This window comes from Telluria sp. ZB4P36, assembly GCF_059685865.1.
Genome location: NZ_JCASIE010000009.1, coordinates 83,835 through 102,390 on the forward strand (window position 1 = coordinate 83,835; position 18,556 = coordinate 102,390).

The following is an 18,556-nucleotide window of genomic DNA, read 5'->3' on the forward strand; positions in this document are numbered from 1 at the left end:
CGCGCCTCAGAAGCCGAGGCGCCAGCGCAAGCGGGTAAAGTTGTGCACGATCGGCGTGAGCGCCGAGCGGCTTTGCCAGATGCCCCGGTATAACTGATATTCCTGGTTGGCGATCTCGCGTTTGATCGGCGTGTCGCCTTCGCCACGGTCGATCGTGTCGAAGCCGGCGGCGCGGCTGGATTCGATAATGGCATGCAGCAGCAGGCGGCCCGGGGAATATTTCGAGAATTCCTGGTTGTAGACCGGAAACCACATGTGCAGGATGCCGTTGCCCATGATGCCGAAATGCGATGCGATCCAGGCGTCGCCGGCGTACAGCGAAGACAGTACACCCTGGCAGCTGTCGAAACGGTAGTCCAGCAGCCTGGACAAGGTGTTGCGCTTCCAGCTTTCCTTCAGCGAATCGGGAGCGCCGCTGGACTGGTATTGGGCGCGCTTCTGCCGGATGAGCAGTTCGAGCGCTTCGGTGCGATTGCGCTCCACATTGAATTCGAAACGCAGCGGCCCGACTTCCTCGGTCAGCTTGCGGGTGCGGCGCGCGCTTTCTTTCAGATAGTGCTTGCCGATCGACGGCACCGAGTCGAGGACCGGGACCGCCTGCGGATCGACCCGGGTACGCAGGCCGACCCGCGGCTGGCCTGCCGTGAGGCCATGGTGCAACTGCGGCTCGGCGAGATGGGAAAAGTTCAAGTAATTGATCTTTGCCAGGCGAAGCAATTCCTCCGGAGTGGTGCGAAAACCGCTGTGGGCGATCACACCGAAGGTATCCGTCATTTCGCCACCGATGCGCTCGGCAACACCGAACACGCTTGCCAGGCCGCTTGCGTAGGAGTGCGGGAAGAATGCCGAGATCTCATTGTTGTCCCGGATGACGCACACGCGGGCATCCAGGCCGGATTCCGCCACGGCCCGCGCATAGTGGGCGCTCATGAATGGCGATGCGAGATGGGGCTGGGTCGCTGATAAATGCTCCCATGTCTGGAGTTCTTCTGGAGAAAGGCAGTCAGCCTTTTTCACGATGGCGTGGCGTGAACGGTTTTGCATTTTTCGCAATAAATTTTAGGCAATGCCATTCTAATCGAAAAATATTTCTGATTCGCATTGAACCGTGCGCAGCGTCTACGGGACGCGACAGCGCGCATGCGAGGCTCAAAGGGACTGGACTGGCGGGCGATGCCGCCGGGGACAGGAAGAGGGGAGAACAGGGCCCGGGAGCGGGCCCGGGGAATTACTTGGAGGCGAGGACCATATAGTCGACGGCGGCCTTGACGTCCGCATCCGCTGCGGTCGAACCACCTTTCGGCGGCATGAGGCCGGCCTTGCCCTGGAAGCCTTTGATGGCATGCTCATACAGGGTCGCATTGCCCTGGGCGATGCGTGGAGCCCAGTTTGCCTTGTCGCCGGTTTTCGGTGCACCGGCGATGCCGGCGCCGTGGCAGGCGATGCAAGCGCTGTTATACAGGGTCTTGCCGGTCTCGGCAGAAGCAACGGCCGGCGCTGCTGCCGGAGCGGCGGCCGGGGTGGCTGCAGGCGCAGCTGCTGCAGCTGCAGGCGCTGCAGCGGCTGCTTCAGTGGCGGGTGCTGCCGCGGTCGTGGTCGCAGCGGCCGGTGCCGGCGCAGCCGGTTCCTTGAACGCGGCGCCGCTCTTGTTGGCCAGGTAGACCACGGCGCGTTCCACTTCGACGTTGTCGAGATCCGGGTTGCCGCCCTTGGCCGGCATGGCGCGGATGCCTTCGATGGCATGCTTGACGAGGGTGTCGTAACCCTGGGCCAGGCGAGCGGTCCAGGCGCCGTTGTCGCCCAGCTTGGGGGCGCCGGCGGCGCCGCTGTCGTGGCAGGCGGCGCAGACCGCGGTATACACAGCATTGCCTGCCTGCAGGACCCGTGGAGCATTCGCGTCGACCAGGGTGAAGCCTTCCTCGGCCAGCGGACGCAGTCGCTGCGCCAGCGCTTCGGCGCTCTGGCTCTTGGTGCCGGCGCCGGTCAGGCGATCGTTGGTAGCGAAAACCACGAGCAGGATGATGCCGATGACGATGACCAGGAAGAACCCTGCGACGGCAGCGATGAGCTGCTTCGGGGTACGGATCAGGGATTGGTGTTCGTTGTGTGCGTCGCTCATGATTTCCTTAATTCCATTAAAAAAACCTGCCACTACCAAAAAACCTTGCCATTAACCCGGCGCTTGCGATCACATGCTTTTTTGCAAATGCCGTCAAACGGCCGATTATAGTCGTAAAGCTGCTCTAGTGTAACGAAATTCATCTCAGGCAAGTGCATGCCCATGGACGGCATCGGAGAAAGACTGTATCCTTCGCATCACTTTCTGTTCCCCCCTACGCGGCTGTAGCTCAGTGGATAGAGTATTGGCCTCCGAAGCCAAGGGTCGTGGGTTCGATCCCCGCCAGCCGCGCCATCCGAATACATCGGCGCCCGCCGTATTTTCTTGCAAAATTGTAAATTCCCGTTAGCAATATTGCTTGATCTATTGCTATCGGAATCCCGCGCACGATTCATGCTTTTTTGGAACTTGTGTTTCAGAAAATGCTAATATCCTTCGGCCGATACAGATGAGCTTTGCGGGCCATGTCACCGTGGAGTCATGTCTTTTCTATATCATCTCGTCGGCAACGTTGTTATCGTTAGACAAAACTCTCACGGTAAGTTGAGTGTACTTATGCATTCGTGCTACACTGAAAGTTAGCATAATTGCAAAACCTGATACTGAAGCGGAATGCGCCATGAAAGCTGATGAAGTCGTCGCAGTGGTAGGGCTGGGATATGTCGGGTTGCCCCTGGCAGTAGAATTTGGCAAGAAAGCGCGCACCATCGGCTTCGATCTGTCGCGCACCAAGATCGAACACTATAAACAGTTCGTGGATCCGACCGGCGAAGTGTCCTCGGAAGCGCTGCGCGAAGCGCGCCACCTCGAGGTGACCACCGACCCGGCCATGCTGGCGCAGGCCGACTATATCGTCGTGGCCGTGCCGACCCCGGTCGACATCGCCCACAACCCGGATTTCACGCCGCTGATCGGCGCCAGCAAGTCGGTCGGCGCCAACATGAAGCGCGGCGCCACCGTCGTCTATGAATCGACCGTCTACCCGGGCGCGACCGAAGAGGTCTGCATCCCGATCCTGGAACGCGAATCGGGGCTGAAGTGGAAAGAAGACTTCCACGTCGGTTTCTCGCCGGAGCGCATCAACCCGGGCGACAAGGAACATACCCTGACCACCATCCTGAAAGTGGTCTCCGGCGACGACGAGGAATCGCTCGACCGCATCGCGAAACTGTATGAATCAGTGGTCACCGCCGGCGTGTACCGCGCGTCCAGCATCAAGGTCGCCGAGGCCGCGAAGGTCATCGAGAACACCCAGCGCGACCTGAACATCGCGCTGATGAACGAACTGGCGATCATCTTCGACAAGGTCGGCATCGACACCCTCGAGGTGCTCAAGGCGGCCGGCACCAAGTGGAACTTCCTGCCCTTCCGTCCGGGCCTGGTCGGCGGCCACTGCATCGGCGTGGATCCCTACTACCTGACCCACAAGGCCGAGATGGTCGGCTACCACCCGCAGGTGATCCTGGCGGGCCGCCGCATCAACGACGGCATGGCCAAGTTCGTGGCCGAGAAGACGGTCAAGTCGATGATTTCCTCCGGCTTCCACGTCAAGGGTTCGAAGGTCAACGTGATCGGCCTGACCTTCAAGGAAAACTGCCCGGACCTGCGCAACTCGAAAGTCGCCGACATCGTCCACGAACTCGAATCCTACGGTTGCGAGGTCCACGTGTATGACCCGGTGGCCGAAGCCGAAGAAGCCCGGCACGAATACAACATCAAGCTGGAAAGCTGGGACAGCCTGCCGCCGGCCGATGCCGTCGTCGTCGCGGTGCCGCACAAGGAAGTGCTGGCGCTGTCGCTGTCCGATTTCCAGTCCAAGCTCAATGAAGGCGGCTGCTTCATCGACGTGAAGTCCCAGTTCGACCCGAAAGCCCTGCAGGAAGCCGGCTATTGCGTCTGGCGACTCTAACCGTTCCGAGAAAGCGTTTGGAAAGTGAATAAGTTTCAAGACCTTCAGCAGCACCTGCAGCAGCAGCGCTATCACTGGCTCGTGACCGGTGCGGCCGGCTTCATCGGTTCGAACCTGGTCGAGTCGCTGTTGCGCCTGGGCCAGCAGGTCACGGGCCTGGACAACTTCGCCACCGGTCACCGCCACAACCTCGAGATGGTACGCGAGGCAGTCGGGCAGGAGGCCTGGTCGCGCTTCAGCTTCATCGAAGGCGACATCCGCAATACGGACGACTGCGCGCGCGCCTGCGCCGGCGCCGCTGGGGGGGGCGTCGATTTTGTCCTGCACCAGGCCGCACTCGGCTCTGTTTCGCGCTCGATCGACAATCCGATCACGAGCAACGAGGTCAACGTCACCGGCTTCCTCAACATGCTGGTTGCAGCGCGCGATGCGAAGGTCAAGCGCTTCGTCTACGCGGCCTCGAGCTCGACCTACGGCGACCATCCGGACCTGCCGAAGATCGAGGACCGGATCGGCAGCCCGCTGTCGCCCTATGCCGTCACCAAGTACGTGAACGAACTGTATGCCAACGTGTTCGGCCGTACCTACGGGACCGAATCGATCGGCCTGCGCTACTTCAACGTGTTCGGCCCGCGCCAGGACCCGAACGGCGCCTACGCCGCCGTGATTCCGCAGTGGGTCGCTGCACTGATCCGCAACGATGAACTGCGCATCAACGGCGACGGCGAGACCAGTCGCGATTTCTGCTACATCGACAACGTCGTCCAGGCCAACCTGCTGTCCGCGCTCGCAGGGGGCGAAGCGGCCAACCAGGTGTACAACGTCGCGGTCAACGACCGCACCAGCCTGAACCAGCTGTACGGCATGATGCGCGAGCTGCTGCGGGAGCGTTTCCCGCACCTGAACGCACACCAGCCGCAATACGTCGATTTCCGGCGCGGCGACGTGCGCCATTCGCAGGCCGACATCAGCAAGGCAGCGACCCTGCTGGGCTACCAGCCGACGCATCGCATCGGCGAAGGCCTGCAACAGGCGATGTCGTGGTACGTGCAGCACCTCGCGCCGTCGTCGAACACCACTGCATAACCATATAAAAGTAAGAAGAATCAGGGAGGGTACCGTGTTCAGGATCTCTAACCACTATGTGTCGAAGATCGTATTCCTGCTGCTCTTTGTCGAGGTGCTGGTGCTGCTGGGGGCCGCCTACATCGGCGCCGCGGTGCGCATGCTCGAGTTCGGCGACGCCGCCACGGCCGCCCACCTCGACCACTTCTTCACCTCGGCGGTTGCATTCACGGTGGCGATCATCTTCAGCATGAGTGCGATGGGCATGTACCAGCTCGACTTCGACGAAGGCCTGCGCCATCCCTTCTTCATGAAGCTGATGCCGTCTTTCCTGATGGGCTTCGCGATCCTGGCGCTGGTGTTCTACATGGCGCCGGAACTGTCCTTCGGGCGCGGCACCATGGCCCTGGTCTTCATGCTGGCCGGCACCGGGATCTTCCTGGCGCGCATGGCCTTCTTCAAGACCTCCGAAGCGCGCTTCCTGCAGTCGCGCATCATGTTCCTCGGCAGCGGCCCGCTGGCCAAGGAATGCAGCGAGCTGGCGCAGAAGAATTCGAACTACCATCGCTACAACATCGCCGGCTTCATCCCGAGCGCCGGCGAGGAGCTGTGCGTGCCCTCGGCGAACCTGCTGAAGGTGCGCGACGGCGACTCGCTGGTATCGCTGGTACGCCAGTACAACGTCTCGGAAATCGTAGTGTCGGTGCAGAACCGCCGCGGCGGCTTCCCGATCAAGGAACTGCTCGACTGCAAGCTGCAAGGCATCCGCGTCACCGACGCCGCCACCTTCTTCGAACGCGAGACCTGCCAGATCCGCGTCGATTCGCTGCAGCCGTCCTGGCTGGTGTTCGGCGGCGGTTTCGACCAGAGTTTCGTGCGCACCTTCATGAAGCGCAGCTTCGACCTGGTGTGCAGCCTGTTGATCCTGGTGATGTCGCTCCCGCTGATGCTGCTGGCCGCACTGCTGGTAAAGCTCGAAGACGGCGGTCCGGTGTTCTACTCGCAGGAACGGGTCGGCAAGGACGGCAAGACCTTCCGCGTCCATAAATTCCGCAGCATGCGTGCCGACGCCGAGAAAAGCGGCCAGCCGCAGTGGGCGTCCAAGAACGACCCGCGTGTCACCCGTTTCGGCAATTTCATGCGCAAGACCCGCATCGACGAACTGCCCCAGATCCTCAACGTGTTCAAGGGCGAGATGTCTTTCGTCGGCCCGCGTCCGGAGCGTCCTTACTTCGTCGAGCAGCTGATCGAAGTGGTCCCGTATTACAACGTGCGCCACAGCGTCAAGCCGGGCATCACCGGCTGGGCCCAGGTGCGCTACGGCTACGGCTCCTCGGCCGAGGACGCCCTGCAGAAGCTGCAGTACGACCTGTACTACGTGAAGAACAACAGCCTGTTCCTCGACGTCCTCATCCTGATCAACACGCTCAAGGTCGTCCTGCTGCGCCGCGGCCAGTGACCGGCGCGCGCCATAGCCTGCCCGGCGCGCCGCTGCGCCGGGCCAACCCGAGCTTCATCCCTTCCTTTTAGCGCCGCCTACGCCACTCCCATGGACGACGTCTCCCTGACCAGTATCGCGGCTTACAGTTATGCACTGGTGGCCGTGTGCTTCCTCGTGCTCGGTGCGCCGCTGGCGGTGCGCCAGCGGCGCCGCCACGACATCGCGCTCGGCCTGGCCTGCCTGTCGAGCGTGCTGTGGGGCGCCGCCCTGGCCTGGGAAGCGGCGGCCGGCAACATGTCGTCGACCTTGACCGACTGCGCGGAGCTGCTGCGCAATGCCGGCTGGTCGGTCTTCCTGGTGGTGTTGCGCGGGCACTTCACCGACGCCAGCAGCCGCATGCCGCTGCGCCTGCAGCCGGCGCTGGTGCTGGGCCCCCTGGTCTACCTGGCCTGCTTCGGCGCGGTGGCCGGCGGCTGGTGGGACCTGGCACAGCTGGACCGGACCGGCGCGCTGCCGGGCGCGGCGCGGGTGGCGATCGCGGTCTCGGGCATGCTGCTGGTGGAGCATGTGTACCGCGCCCGCACCCTGCATGAGCGCTGGGCCGTGAAATTCGCCTGCCTCGGCATCGGCGCGATGTTCGCCTACGACTTCTACCTCTACAGCAACGCCATGCTGTTCCGCGAGGTCGATCCCGACATCTGGGCCGCGCGCGGCGTCGTCAACGCCCTTACCGTGCCGCTGATCGCGATCTCGCTGGGACGCAGCAAGATGTGGTCCTCGCCGCTGTCGGTGTCGCGCCGCGCGATGTTCCATTCCGCCACCCTGTTCGGTTCGGCCCTCTACCTGCTGGCGATGGGCTCGGCCGGCTACTACCTGCGCTATTTCGGCGGCAGCTGGGGCACCGTGATGCAGGTGACCTTCCTGTTCGGCGCCCTGATCCTGCTGGCCGGCGTGCTGTTTTCGGGAAGCTTCCGGGCGCGCCTGAAGGTCTTCATCAGCAAGCACTTCTACCGCTACAACTACGACTACCGCGAGGAATGGATGCGCTTCACGCGCACGCTGTCCAAGCCCGGCCCGGACCTGGGGGGGCGCGTCATCGAGGCGGTGGCGGCGCTGGTGGAAAGTCCGGGCGGCGTGCTGTGGCAGCGCGGCGCCTCCGGCAACTACGAGCCGGTGACCAGCTGGCATTCGCCGGCGCTGACGGGCATGGAACCGGCCGATTCGCCGTTCTGCCAGTTCCTCGAGACCAGCCAGTGGGTGGTCGACCTGCACGAATACGCGCACAGCCCCGACAAGTACGATGCCCTGGTGCTGCCGGAATGGCTGGGCAGCTACCCGCGCGCCTGGCTGGTGGTGCCGCTGATCCTGCATGAGCGCCTGTCCGGCTTCGTGCTGTTGCAGAACCCGCGCAGCCCGGTCAAGCTGAACTGGGAAGTCATCGATGTGCTCGAGATCGCCGGCAGCCAGGCCGCCAGCCAGCTGGCCCAGCAGGAGACCGCGAACGCGCTGATGGTGGCGCGCCAGTTCGAGTCCTTCAACCGCATGTCCACCTTCGTGGTGCACGACCTGAAGAACCTGGTGCTGCAGCTGTCGCTGATGAACGCCAACGCGGCGAAACACAAGGACAATCCGGAATTCCAGGCCGACATGCTCGAGACCGTCGATTACTCGGTGCAGAAGATGAAGATCATGCTGCAAAAGCTCAGCCGCACCGAATCCGCGCAGCAGCCGCTGGCGCTCGCCGTGGAACAGGTGGTGCGCCAGGCCGTGGACCAGAAGGCGGCCTTCGAGCCGCGCCCGCAGCTGCTGGTCGAGACCCCCGGCCTGCAGGTGCTGGCCGACCGTGAACGCCTCGAGCGCGTGGTCGGGCACCTGATCCAGAATGCGATCGAGGCCACGCCGCGCACCGGCAGCGTCAGCATCCGCCTGGCGGCCGAAGGCGGCCGCGCGCTGGTGGAGATCAGCGACACCGGCGAAGGCATGAGCGAGGAATTCATCCGCGAGCGCCTGTTCAAGCCTTTCGACTCGACCAAGTCGGCCGGCATGGGCATCGGCGCCTTCGAAAGCCGCGAATACATCAACGAACTGGGCGGCAGCCTGGAGGTGAGAAGCAGCCCGGGCACGGGCAGCACCTTCCGCGTCATGCTGCCGCTCCATCAACAGGAAATGCCGGCGGACCAGCGCGCCCAGCGTGCCGCCTGAAGCGAGGAACAACGTGACCCAGACCAAACCCAAACTGCTCATCATCGAAGACGATCCCGGCGTGCAGAAGCAGCTGCGCTGGAGCCTGGACGGCTACGACGTGGTGGTGGCCGGCGACCGCGAGGCCGCGCTGGCCCAGATCCGCCGCCACGAGCCTGCCGTGTGCACCATGGACCTCGGGCTGCCGCCCGATCCGGACGGCTCGACCGAGGGCCTGGCGACGCTGCAGCAGATCCTGGCGCTGGCGCCGGACACGCGCGTGATCGTCCTGACCGGCAACCAGGACCATGCGAACGCGGTCAAGGCGATCGGCATGGGTGCCTACGACTTCCACCAGAAGCCCTGCGACCCGGAAGTGCTCAACCTGGTGATCCAGCGCGCCTTCTTCCTGCACAATCTGCAGCTGGAGAACCGCCGCATGCAGCAGTCGCAGGCCGACTCGCCGCTGGCCGGCGTGATCTCGCGCGACCCGGGCATGCTCAAGGTCTGCCGCAACATCGAGAAGGTGGCGCCGACCTCGGCCTCGGTGATGCTGCTGGGCGAATCGGGCACCGGCAAGGAAGTGCTGGCGCGCGCGCTGCACCAGCTGTCGCCGCGTGCCAAGGAGCGCTTCATGGCGATCAACTGCGCGGCCATTCCCGAGAACCTGCTCGAGAGCGAACTGTTCGGCTACGAAAAGGGCGCCTTCACCGGCGCTGCCAAGCAGACCAAGGGCAAGGTCGAGCTGGCGCACGGCGGCACCTTCTTCCTCGACGAAGTGGGCGACCTGCCGATGCCGTTGCAGGCCAAGCTGCTGCGCTTCCTGCAGGAGCGCGTGATCGAGCGCATCGGCGGCCACGAGGAGATCCCGGTGGACGTGCGCATCGTCTGCGCGACCCACCAGAAACTGAAGGAGCTGTGCGCCCAGGGCCGCTTCCGCGAAGACTTGTATTACCGCCTGTCGGAAATCGTGGTGACCATTCCGCCGCTGCGCCAGCGCGAGGGCGACAGCGCCTTGCTGGCCCACCACTTCAAGAACAAGTTCTGCGCGGCCGAAGGACGTCCGTCGCTGCACTTCGCGCCGGACGCGATCGCCGCCATCGAGACCTATAACTGGCCGGGCAACGTGCGCGAGATGGAGAACTACATCAAGCGCGCGGTCATCATGGCCGACGGGAATACCATCGTCGCCGACGACCTCGGGCTGCCGGGCGAGGGCGCGGTGGAAGAACCGATCAACCTGCGCCAGGTGCGCGACGAAGCCGAGTACAAGGCGATCGTCAAGGTGCTGGCACGGGTCGACGGCAACATCGTCAAGGCTTCGGAGATGCTGGGCGTGAGCCGCCCGACGCTGTACGACCTGATGGGCCGCCACGGCATCAAGGCCGGTAACTAAGTCTCCAGCACCTCGTCGAACAGGCGCGCCAGCTGCTCGGCGTGGGCGCGCCGTTCATGGCGCCGCACCGCCTCAGGGGCGGCCAGCGGCGCCCGTCCTTCCTCCACCAGCTTCAGGAAACGCAGCAGTGCCGCGATGATGCCCTCGGTCGAGTCGAGCGGCCCGATGGTGTCGATGCCGGCGCCGCGCAGGGCCGCGGCGGTGTCGCCGGCGGCATCGGTCAGGGCCAGGATGGGGCGTCCGGCGCGCAGGTATTCATACAGTTTCGCCGGCACCTGGTCGTTGCAGTTGGCCGCCTGCAGCACCAGCAGGGCGTCGGCAGCCAGCATCTCGCGCAGGGCGTCGCGGTAGGGCAGGGCCGGCTCGATCGCGACCATGTCGGCGATGCCATGGCGCTGCGCCAGGCCGCGCAGCCAGTCTGCGGTCACCGGCGCGCGCAGCACCAGGCGCAGCGTGTCCGGCCCGATGCGGCCGTCGGCGCGCAGGATGCCCAGCGCTTCGAACAGGCAGCTGGGGTCGCGTTCGAGCTGGTACACGATCCCGCTGTGCAGCAGTACCAGCGGCCTGCCGGTCTGCTTCGGCAAGTCTTCCGGCAGCGTGCCGGCCGCGGCGAAATTCCCCTCGTCGTAACCGTTTCCGATCACCACCAGACGCTCCGGCGGCAGCGCCGGATAGCGTGCGCGGTAGCTGCGCGCGGCGCCTTCGGTGGTGCACACCGCGCGCGTGCAGTGCAGCAGGGTCTGGCGTTCGATCCACAGCGCAGCGGCGCGCTTGGCGCGGCCGCTGGGGTGGACCGCATCGACCATCGGGTCGCGCAGGTCGGCCACCCAGGGCAGGCCGCTCAGGCGGTGCAGCACCAGTCCCACCAGGTGGGCGCTGGCGATCGGGTAGGTCGACCAGATCAGGGCCGGGCGCAGGCGCCGGATGGTGGCGAGGCCGGCCGGGACCGCGCCCAGCAGCCAGCTCACCCAGCGGTCGGGCAGCGCCAGCCAGCCCAGGTAGCGGCCGCGCCAGGCCAGGTGGCGGGCCGTATCGAGGGCGAAGGCGCGCTGCACGTGGGTAGCGGGCGGGATCGCGGCCAGTTGCTCGTCGCCCGCGTCCTCGTAGGCGCGCGGCGCGGCGCTGAGCACCAGCGGCTCCCAGCCGGATGCCGGCAGGTTGCGCACGAACTGCAGCGTGCGCTGCAGCCCGCTGCTGCCGCGCTGCGGCGGGAAGTGGAAGGCCACCATCAGCACCCGTTTCATGGATGCTTCACCGGGGGTCTTGCCACGCGCGCATCCAGTCGCATACACGGGCCGCCGTCTCGTCCTGCCAGGCACGCTGAGAGAAGGTATGGTCGGCGCCCGGCAGCTCGTGGCGGGTCACGCGGCCGTCCGCCAGCAGCGTGCGCCACGGCATCGAGGAGTCCGCCAGTCCGGCGAATTCCTGGGCGGTGAGGTCGGCCCCGCTCAGGACCACCAGCACGCGGCCGCTGAAAGCGCTGAGGCGCCGGTACATCCGCTCGGGCAGGCTGGCGCCGGCGTCCTGCGGGCCGCTTTTTGCCTGGCGCAGCAGGCCGAAGGCGGAAGCCAGCGCGGCGCGCGGCCTGAACTGCCCGGACAGCAGCTTGCGCCAGAAGGCGCCGCTCGCCAGGCGCGCGCCGTAGTAGTGCTGCAAGGTGGCGCGGGCCGCGCCCTGCTCGGTGCGCACCCAGGGATTGAGCAGGACCAGGCCGCGCACGCGTGCGTCGTCCGCCGCATAGAACACCGAAGCCGAGGCGCCGTCGCACAGGCCGCACAGGGCCACCTCGCGCAGCGAAGGCACGGCGGCAAAGAAGGCGTCCAGCGCGCAGCGCAGGTCGGCACCGACGTCGGCGAAGTCGCGCAGGGCGCCCTCGCTGTCGCCCATGCCGCGGTAGTCGAAGCGCATCGCCGCGATTCCTTCGGCCGCCAGCTGGCGCGCCAGCAGGGTGAACTGGCGGTGGCTGCCGGCGCGGTATTGCGGGCCGCCGACCACGATCAGCACGCCGCGGGCGGGCTGTGGCGCGGCGGCGGACGGCAGGCTGACGATGCCGACCAGCCGGTCGCCCTCGCAAGTAAACGACAGTGCGCGTTCCTCATGCATGGGCAACCTCCGCCAGCGCGGCCACGGTGGCGTCGAGCAGCGCCGGGCAATCGATGATTTCCTGGCTGTCCCAGAAAGCCGGGCCGCGCACCGCATGCAGGGCGACCGGGGTGCCGGCCTTGCCGCCCACGCGCCAGCCGTGTGCGATGCGCTCGCTGGCCGGGGACAGGGGGCGCTCGCCCGGACCGACGGCGAACCAGTCGACCGGCGCCGGCGGCAGGATGGCGCCGGCATCGAGGGCGTCGATCGCGGCCGCCAGCTGCGGGGCCAGGGTGTAGCCGGCCACGTCGAGCGGCACGCCGCCGAGCAGGGTGGAACGCAGGGCTTGCGTGCCGCGCGCGCTGCCCTCGCGCAGCATGTCGCCGGCGCTGCGCAGGCGCAGGAACTGGGTCAGGTAGACGGCGCCGCTGGTGACCGGCTGCCACAGCAGCAGGCGCGGCGGCGGCGCGGCCGCGCGCCGGGCGAAGTCGAGGGCCAGCAGGGCCCCGAAGCGCAGGCCCCACACACCGGGCGCCAGCCCGCTGCGCTCGCGCAGCCAGGCGCTGCCGAGGGCGAGGTCGTCCAGCCAGTCTTCCCAGCGCGCGTCGGCGAATTCGCCGGCGCTGTCGCCGCAGCCGCTCAGGTCGAGCTGCAGCACGGCCACGCCGCTGTCGGCCAGGCGGCGTGCCGCCATGGCCGCCATGCGGCGCGACTTGTTCATCTCCTCGCCGAAAGGGTGGACGTAGAGCAGCGCGTGGCGGCAGGCTCCGGCCGGAGCGTGGTAGAGCGCGAACAACGGCCCGCGCGGGGACGGCAGGAAGAACGGTTCGGCATCCGGACGCGCCGGCGCGGCGCTCATTGCTTCAGTTTTCCGTCGACGAAAGCAGCCAGGCTGCCCAGGGTCTCGAAGGTGCTGGCGCTGATCTCGTCGTCGTCCACCATGAAGCCAAAGCGCTCCTCCAGTGCGCCCAGCAGCGACACCACCGCCATCGAGTCGAGCTCGGGCAGGGCGCCCAGCAGCGGCGAGTCGGCCGTGAGCGCGTCGCCGCGCGGGCCCAGGAACAGGGTATCGGTCACGATCTGTCTTACTTCATCAAGGTACATGGCTTCTCCAGCAAATCAGGCCCGGGCGCGCAGCGCGGCATGCGCGCGCGCCAGCAGCGGCCAGCGGTAATAGTTTACATGGTACAGACGTCGGATTTCCTGCGTCCAGCGCAGGTGCCATTCCATCACCCTGCCATAGAATTCGATGCGGCGGTAGTGGCCGGCCTCGAACAGGGCGCGGGTGGCTTCCTCGCGCATCAGCAGCGCCGGCGATGTCCCGTCGGCCACCGCTTCGTCGTAGGTGGTCTTCAGCACGATCAGGCAACCCGCCGCGTCTTCGATGCACAGGTCCACCGCGGCCAGGCGCTCGCCGTACCAGTAGCGGTAGACGCAGGCGCCGTCCTGGCGCGCGAAGGCGTCCAGCATGGCGGCGTAGAAGCGGCTCTGGGCGTCGCCCGGCGCCACCGCGGTGCCGCCGCCGGCCTTCCAGCCGGCCGCCTCCAGGCGCGCATAGTCGGCCACCGCCGCTTCCATGGCGCCTGGCGCGCGCACGGCTTCCAGGCGCAGCGCGATGCCGTCGCGGGCCAGGCGCGCGCGCTGCTTCTTCAGGTTGGCGCGCAGGTTCTTGCCGCGCGCGGCCCAGTAGTCGTCGAAGCTGCCCTGCAGCGTGATGCGGGCGGTGTCGATGTAGTCGAGGGTGCGCACGCTCCCCGCGTCAGGCGGACGCGGCATCACGTCGGGGTCGAGATGGGTCAGCGCCACCACCGCCGGCCAGCCAGGCAGGGCGTGCAGCAGGCCGCGCAGCAGGACAGCCGTGTCCTGGCCGGGCCGCTGCAGCCACAGGCCGAGCGGGGCCTGGGGCGGCTGCAGCGTGCTCCAGCCTCTGCCATGCTCCGCCGGGATGAACACCCCCATCGCCACGGGTGGCGCGCCGGCGCCGCGGCCTTCGCGGCAGCAGGCCAGCAGGGCGCGCGGGTCGCCGAAGCATGCCAGCAACGGCGCGACGAAGCTTGGTGCCAGCGCCGGCGGCATGGCGGCCTCACGCACCAGCGCGTCCCACCCGGCGGCGTAATCCGCGAAATCGGTGGCGGGATGCAGGGTCCAGCGCAGGTGTCGGCTCATGCTCCGGCCGCCTCGCGGATGGCGGCGCACAGCCAGGCCAGTTCGTCCGCACGCAGTTCCTGGTGCACCGGGAAGCCGAACACCCGCTGCGCCAGTGCGGCGCTGTACGGGAAGTCTGCGGTGCCGGCGCCGGGGTCGCGCAGCTCGGCGAAGCGCACCAGCGGCACGCCGCGCGCCTGCAGTGCCGCAAACAGCGGCTCGGGCTGTTCCACCAGCAGCGGGAACACCCAGGGACACACACCGTCCGGCAGGGCCGGATGCAACGGCCGGCAGCCCGGCAGGCCGCCGAGTGCCGCCGCCAGCTGCGCGTAATGGGCGCGGCGCCGCCCGACGATGCGGCGGGCGCTGCCCAGGCGCAGCACGGCGCGCGAAAACAGGGCGCTGCGGCGGTCGAGCCAGGCCGGCTCGAAGCGCACGCTGCTGTCGGAAGAATCGGGCGCCAGGGCAGGCGCGGCGTCCGCCTGCCTGGCCTTGGCCCGGGTCCACAGCACGCGCTTGAGCGCCAGCGGCAGGGCCAGCAGGCGTTCCAACCCGCGCAGGCGACCGTGGCCGAAGGCGCGCTCCAGCGCGCCCAGGGCCGCCTTGGCTTCGAAGCCGGCGCCGGCGCCGGAAGGAGAGGGGGAGCGCAGGGCGTGGCGCGCCGACACCAGGCAGCCGCCTTCATAGGTCGGGTAGAACTTCATGCTGCTGGCGATCGCGTAGTCGCCCCAGGCGCCGGCCGGGCGTCCCTGCACCTCGCCGAACCAGCAGTGGGCGCAGTCCTCGAGCAGCTGCAGCCCGGCCGCGTCGCACCAGGCACGCAGCGCCGCCATGTCCTGGTGAAAGCCGAAGTAATGGGTGGCCATCAGCGCCCGCACCGCCGGGGTGCGGCGGCGCGCCAGCTCGGCAGGATCCACCGTGCCGTCCGGCCCCACGTCGTAGAACACCGGCTGCACGCCCGCCCACAGCAGCGGCGCCACCATTGACTGGGTGTGCCAGGCCGGCACCAGCATGGCGTCGCCGGGCTGGATGCCCATCTCGCGCAGCGCCATGGCGATCGCGATGCGGCCGCTGGTCACCAGCCGGGCCGGGCCGGCGTCGAGCACCGAGGGCAGTCCTGCGTCGCCCGCACGCGCGAAGCTGCCGCCGGACAGCACCGGGGCCAGCGGCACGCGCGGACGCACCAGGGCGGAAACGGGCAGGATTTTGGTCATCAGAGAGTATAGGCTGAGCAGTGGCCTGCGGTCGAGCCGCGCCGATGCGTGCGCGTCTTTTCCGAAAGGCCGGCGTCGATTACTTCACCGAAATCTTACTGGTAAAATGCGCGCTTGGCTGCCTGCGACAGGGAGCGAGAGACGATCAGGGTTTTCATGAGTGAGCTCGTTCACGATTTCATTTTCTCGGCGGCCGAGCGCACGCCGTCCGCCGAAGCGCTGGTCTACCGCGCCGAGCGCCTCGACTACGCAGCCCTGGCGCAACGCGTGGGCGCGGCCGCCGGCGCCATGCAGGATGCCGGCGTCAGCGCCGGCGAACGGGTCGCCGTCTTCCTCGAAAAGCGTGTCGAGGGCGTCGCCGCCCTGTTCGGCGCGAGCGCTGCCGGCGCCGTCTTCGTACCCGTCAATCCCCTGCTCAAGCCGGAGCAGGTCGCCTACATCCTGGCCGACTGCGGGGTGCGCCTGCTGGTCACCTCGCCGGAGCGCCTGCGCCAGCTGGCGCCCGCGCTGGCCGCCTGCCCGCAGCTCCACACCATCCTGGTAACCGGCCCCGCCGAGGGACTGGAAGCGCCTGCCGGGGCGGCCGTGCGCAGCTTTGATGCGAACCGCGACGGCGCGCCGCACCCGGTGCGCCGCATCGATGCCGACGTCGCCGCCATCCTGTACACCTCGGGCAGCACGGGCAAGCCGAAAGGCGTGGTGCTGTCGCACCGTAACCTGGTGGCGGGGGCGCTCAGCGTCTCCAGCTACCTGGGCTTGCGCGCAGACGACCGCCTGCTCGCGGTGCTGCCGCTCAGTTTCGACTATGGCCTGAGCCAGCTCACCTGCGCCTTCCACGCCGGCGCGGCGGCGGTGCTGATCAACCACCTGTTCGCCCAGGACGTCGTGCGCGCCGTGGTGACCGAGCGCATCACCGGGCTGGCCGCGGTGCCGCCGCTGTGGATCGAGCTGGCCCGACTCGACTGGTCGGCCGCCACCACGCTGCGCTACCTGACCAATTCCGGCGGCGCCATGCCGCGCGCCGCCGTCGACGCGCTGCGCGCCGCCATCCCGCAGGCCGAACTGTTCCTGATGTACGGCCTGACCGAAGCCTTCCGCTCGACCTACCTGCCGCCGTCCGAACTGGACCGGCGCCCGGATTCGATCGGGCGCGCGATCCCGAACGCCGAAGTGATGGTGGTGCGGCCCGACGGCTCCCTGTGCGCGGCCAACGAGCCGGGCGAGCTGGTGCACCGTGGCGCGCTGGTGGCGCTGGGCTACTGGAACGATCCGGCCAAGACCGCCGAGCGCTTCCGCCCGGCGCCCGGCCGCGATCCCGCCCTGCCGCTGGCCGAGATGGCGGTGTGGTCGGGCGACACGGTGCGCCGCGACGAAGAGGGCTACCTGTATTTCGTCGGCCGCAGCGACGAGATGATCAAGGTGTCCGGCTACCGGGTCAGCCCGACCGAGGTCGAGGAAGCCCTGCATGCCAGCGGCCTGGCGCTCGATGCGGCCGCCTTCGGCGTGCCGCACCCGAAGCTGGGCCAGGCGGTGGTGGCGGTGGCGCGTCCACGCGAAGGCGCGCCCGCCGCGGCGGCCGGCCTGCTGGAGGCCTGCCGCCGCCTGCTGCCGGCCTACATGGTGCCGGCCCACATCGCATTGCGCGACCAGCCCTTGCCGCGCAACCCGAACGGCAAGATCGACCGGCCGCTGCTGCGTACCGATTTCATGCATTTGTTCGAAGAACAGGACACCCATGAGTGAAGCAAAACCGTCCCGCCCGGTGCATGCGGCGCAGACCCTGTTCCCGGTGGTGGACGGCTGCCTGCAGGTCGGCGGCATCGCGCTGACCCGGCTCGCCGAACGGGTCGGCGCCACCCCCTTCTATGCCTATGACCGCGCCCTCCTGGACGCGCGCGTGGCGCAGCTGCGCGCCGTGCTGCCCCCTTCGGTGCGCCTGCATTACGCGGTCAAGGCCAACCCGATGCCGGCACTGGTGCAGCACATGGCCGGCCTGGTCGACGGCTTCGACGTGGCGTCCGCCGGCGAGATGGCGGTCGCCCTCGACACCGGCATGGCGGCGGCGGAAATCAGCTTCGCCGGTCCCGGCAAGCTCGATGCCGAGCTGCGCCGGGCGATCGCCGCCGGGGTCTGCCTGCATATCGAATCCGAGAACGAACTGGCGCGCGCGGCCGCCATCGGCGCAACCCTGGGGATCCGGCCGCTGGTGGCGCTGCGGGTCAACCCGGACTTCGAACTGAAGGGGTCGGGCATGCGCATGGGCGGCGGCGCCAAGCCCTTCGGCATCGATGCCGAGCGGGTGCCGGCGGTGCTGCGCTCGCTGGCCGGCATGACGGTCGAATTCCGCGGCCTGCACATCTTCAGCGGCTCCCAGAGCCTGAAGGCGGAGGCCATCATCGAGGCCCAGTCCCGCACCTTCGAACTGGCGCTGGCCCTGCTCGAGGGGACCGGCCTGCCGCTGCCCCAGCTGAACATCGGCGGCGGCTTCGGCATTCCCTACTTTCCGGGCGAAGCGCCGCTGGCGCTGGAGGCCATCGGCACCCACCTGGAAGACTGGTGCGCGCGCCTGCGCGAACGCTCGCCGGAGACCGAGGTGATCATCGAGCTGGGACGCTACCTGGTGGGCGAGGCGGGGGTGTACGTGGCCCGCGTCACCGAACGCAAGGAGTCGCGCGGCCAGGTCTTCCTGGTGACCGACGGCGGCCTGCACCACCACCTGGCGGCGTCGGGCAATTTCGGCCAGGTGATCCGCAAGAATTATCCGGTTGCGATCGGCAACCGCATGGAAGCGGGGGAGCGGGAGACCGTGTCCGTCGTCGGACCGCTGTGCACCCCGCTCGATCTGCTGGCCGAACGGATGGAGCTGGCGCGGGCGGAAGCGGGCGACCTGGTGGTGGTGTTCCAGTCCGGCGCCTACGGGCGCAGCGCCAGCCCGGCCGCATTCCTGAGCCATCCGGCGGCGGCCGAAGTCCTGCTCTGAGGCCGGGCGCTTGTCCCCTGAGCC

At 67.7% G+C, this 18,556-nt stretch carries 15 protein-coding genes and 1 tRNA gene; 8 read left to right on the forward strand and 8 right to left on the reverse strand.

Annotated elements, in window-relative coordinates; all coding sequences use genetic code 11:
- Nucleotides 1–6 precede the first annotated feature (6 nt).
- Nucleotides 7–930, reverse strand: coding sequence for a GNAT family N-acetyltransferase (locus AC56LK_RS13820; protein ID WP_497185067.1), 924 nt, complete (start codon nucleotides 928–930; stop codon nucleotides 7–9).
- Nucleotides 931–1,228: 298 nt separating this feature from the next.
- On the reverse strand, nucleotides 1,229–2,119 hold the full coding sequence (locus AC56LK_RS13825; RefSeq protein WP_497185068.1) for a c-type cytochrome: 891 nt from the start codon (nucleotides 2,117–2,119) through the stop codon (nucleotides 1,229–1,231).
- A 218-nt stretch (nucleotides 2,120–2,337) separates the two neighbouring features.
- On the opposite strand from AC56LK_RS13825, the gene AC56LK_RS13830 reads away from it, so the two are divergent.
- The 6 genes from AC56LK_RS13830 (at nucleotide 2,338) to prsR (ending at nucleotide 10,111) form a co-directional block, all read left to right on the forward strand.
- Nucleotides 2,338–2,413 (forward strand) — tRNA-Arg (locus AC56LK_RS13830).
- A gap of 325 nt (nucleotides 2,414–2,738) precedes the next feature.
- Complete coding sequence (locus AC56LK_RS13835) at nucleotides 2,739–4,028, forward strand: nucleotide sugar dehydrogenase (RefSeq protein WP_497185069.1); 1,290 nt, start codon at nucleotides 2,739–2,741, stop codon at nucleotides 4,026–4,028.
- A 24-nt stretch (nucleotides 4,029–4,052) separates the two neighbouring features.
- On the forward strand, nucleotides 4,053–5,114 hold the full coding sequence (locus tag AC56LK_RS13840) for an SDR family oxidoreductase (protein WP_497185070.1): 1,062 nt from the start codon (nucleotides 4,053–4,055) through the stop codon (nucleotides 5,112–5,114).
- A gap of 34 nt (nucleotides 5,115–5,148) precedes the next feature.
- Nucleotides 5,149–6,552 (forward strand): TIGR03013 family XrtA/PEP-CTERM system glycosyltransferase, encoded by a 1,404-nt coding sequence (locus AC56LK_RS13845; RefSeq protein WP_497185071.1) that lies wholly within the window; start codon nucleotides 5,149–5,151, stop codon nucleotides 6,550–6,552.
- A 90-nt stretch (nucleotides 6,553–6,642) separates the two neighbouring features.
- Nucleotides 6,643–8,736 (forward strand): XrtA/PEP-CTERM system histidine kinase PrsK, encoded by a 2,094-nt coding sequence (gene prsK / locus AC56LK_RS13850; RefSeq protein WP_497185072.1) that lies wholly within the window; start codon nucleotides 6,643–6,645, stop codon nucleotides 8,734–8,736.
- A gap of 13 nt (nucleotides 8,737–8,749) precedes the next feature.
- Nucleotides 8,750–10,111, forward strand: a complete 1,362-nt coding sequence (gene prsR, locus AC56LK_RS13855) for a PEP-CTERM-box response regulator transcription factor (RefSeq protein ID WP_497185073.1) — start codon at nucleotides 8,750–8,752, stop codon at nucleotides 10,109–10,111.
- Here prsR and AC56LK_RS13860 read toward each other — a convergent pair.
- From AC56LK_RS13860 to AC56LK_RS13885, 6 genes are read right to left on the reverse strand one after another with little or no spacing between them, the layout of a single operon-like run.
- A complete protein-coding gene (locus AC56LK_RS13860; protein WP_497185074.1) occupies nucleotides 10,108–11,355 on the reverse strand; it encodes a glycosyltransferase in 1,248 nt (415 codons plus the stop codon). The genes prsR and AC56LK_RS13860 overlap by 4 nt on opposite strands.
- 7 nt (nucleotides 11,356–11,362) lie before the next feature.
- Nucleotides 11,363–12,214 carry a hydrolase 1, exosortase A system-associated gene (locus AC56LK_RS13865; RefSeq protein ID WP_497185075.1) on the reverse strand — a complete coding sequence of 284 codons (852 nt, stop codon included), beginning with the start codon at nucleotides 12,212–12,214 and terminating at the stop codon, nucleotides 11,363–11,365.
- Nucleotides 12,207–13,052 (reverse strand): hydrolase 2, exosortase A system-associated, encoded by an 846-nt coding sequence (locus tag AC56LK_RS13870; RefSeq protein ID WP_497185076.1) that lies wholly within the window; start codon nucleotides 13,050–13,052, stop codon nucleotides 12,207–12,209. The genes AC56LK_RS13865 and AC56LK_RS13870 overlap by 8 nt, the downstream gene beginning before the upstream one ends.
- Complete coding sequence (locus tag AC56LK_RS13875; RefSeq protein WP_497185077.1) at nucleotides 13,049–13,297, reverse strand: acyl carrier protein; 249 nt, start codon at nucleotides 13,295–13,297, stop codon at nucleotides 13,049–13,051. The genes AC56LK_RS13870 and AC56LK_RS13875 overlap by 4 nt, the downstream gene beginning before the upstream one ends.
- Before the next feature lie 15 nt (nucleotides 13,298–13,312).
- Nucleotides 13,313–14,359 carry a GNAT family N-acetyltransferase gene (locus tag AC56LK_RS13880; RefSeq protein WP_497185078.1) on the reverse strand — a complete coding sequence of 349 codons (1,047 nt, stop codon included), beginning with the start codon at nucleotides 14,357–14,359 and terminating at the stop codon, nucleotides 13,313–13,315.
- Nucleotides 14,356–15,552: a DegT/DnrJ/EryC1/StrS family aminotransferase gene (locus AC56LK_RS13885; RefSeq protein WP_497185079.1), complete on the reverse strand. Its 1,197-nt coding sequence runs from the start codon at nucleotides 15,550–15,552 to the stop codon at nucleotides 14,356–14,358. The genes AC56LK_RS13880 and AC56LK_RS13885 overlap by 4 nt, the downstream gene beginning before the upstream one ends.
- Nucleotides 15,553–15,708: 156 nt before the next feature.
- On the opposite strand from AC56LK_RS13885, the gene AC56LK_RS13890 reads away from it, so the two are divergent.
- Entirely contained in the window at nucleotides 15,709–17,295 is a 1,587-nt protein-coding gene (locus AC56LK_RS13890) for an acyl-CoA ligase (AMP-forming), exosortase A system-associated (RefSeq protein ID WP_497185080.1), read from the forward strand.
- Nucleotides 17,288–18,532, forward strand: coding sequence for a pyridoxal-dependent decarboxylase, exosortase A system-associated (locus AC56LK_RS13895; RefSeq protein WP_497185081.1), 1,245 nt, complete (start codon nucleotides 17,288–17,290; stop codon nucleotides 18,530–18,532). The genes AC56LK_RS13890 and AC56LK_RS13895 overlap by 8 nt, the downstream gene beginning before the upstream one ends.
- Nucleotides 18,533–18,556 lie beyond the last annotated feature (24 nt).

Excerpts from the sequence above, each read along its gene's own strand:
- AC56LK_RS13820 (WP_497185067.1), bottom strand. The coding sequence starts at position 930 with ATGAGCGCCCACTATGCGCGGGCCGTGGCGGAATCCGGCCTGGATGCC.
- AC56LK_RS13825 (WP_497185068.1), bottom strand. The coding sequence starts at position 2,119 with ATGAGCGACGCACACAACGAACACCAATCCCTGATCCGTACCCCGAAG.
- AC56LK_RS13835 (WP_497185069.1), top strand. The coding sequence starts at position 2,739 with ATGAAAGCTGATGAAGTCGTCGCAGTGGTAGGGCTGGGATATGTCGGG.
- prsK (WP_497185072.1), top strand. The coding sequence starts at position 6,643 with ATGGACGACGTCTCCCTGACCAGTATCGCGGCTTACAGTTATGCACTG.
- AC56LK_RS13860 (WP_497185074.1), bottom strand. The coding sequence starts at position 11,355 with ATGAAACGGGTGCTGATGGTGGCCTTCCACTTCCCGCCGCAGCGCGGC.
- AC56LK_RS13865 (WP_497185075.1), bottom strand. The coding sequence starts at position 12,214 with ATGCATGAGGAACGCGCACTGTCGTTTACTTGCGAGGGCGACCGGCTG.
- AC56LK_RS13870 (WP_497185076.1), bottom strand. The coding sequence starts at position 13,052 with ATGAGCGCCGCGCCGGCGCGTCCGGATGCCGAACCGTTCTTCCTGCCG.
- AC56LK_RS13875 (WP_497185077.1), bottom strand. The coding sequence starts at position 13,297 with ATGTACCTTGATGAAGTAAGACAGATCGTGACCGATACCCTGTTCCTG.
- AC56LK_RS13880 (WP_497185078.1), bottom strand. The coding sequence starts at position 14,359 with ATGAGCCGACACCTGCGCTGGACCCTGCATCCCGCCACCGATTTCGCG.
- AC56LK_RS13885 (WP_497185079.1), bottom strand. The coding sequence starts at position 15,552 with ATGACCAAAATCCTGCCCGTTTCCGCCCTGGTGCGTCCGCGCGTGCCG.
- AC56LK_RS13890 (WP_497185080.1), top strand. The coding sequence starts at position 15,709 with ATGAGTGAGCTCGTTCACGATTTCATTTTCTCGGCGGCCGAGCGCACG.
- AC56LK_RS13895 (WP_497185081.1), top strand. The coding sequence starts at position 17,288 with ATGAGTGAAGCAAAACCGTCCCGCCCGGTGCATGCGGCGCAGACCCTG.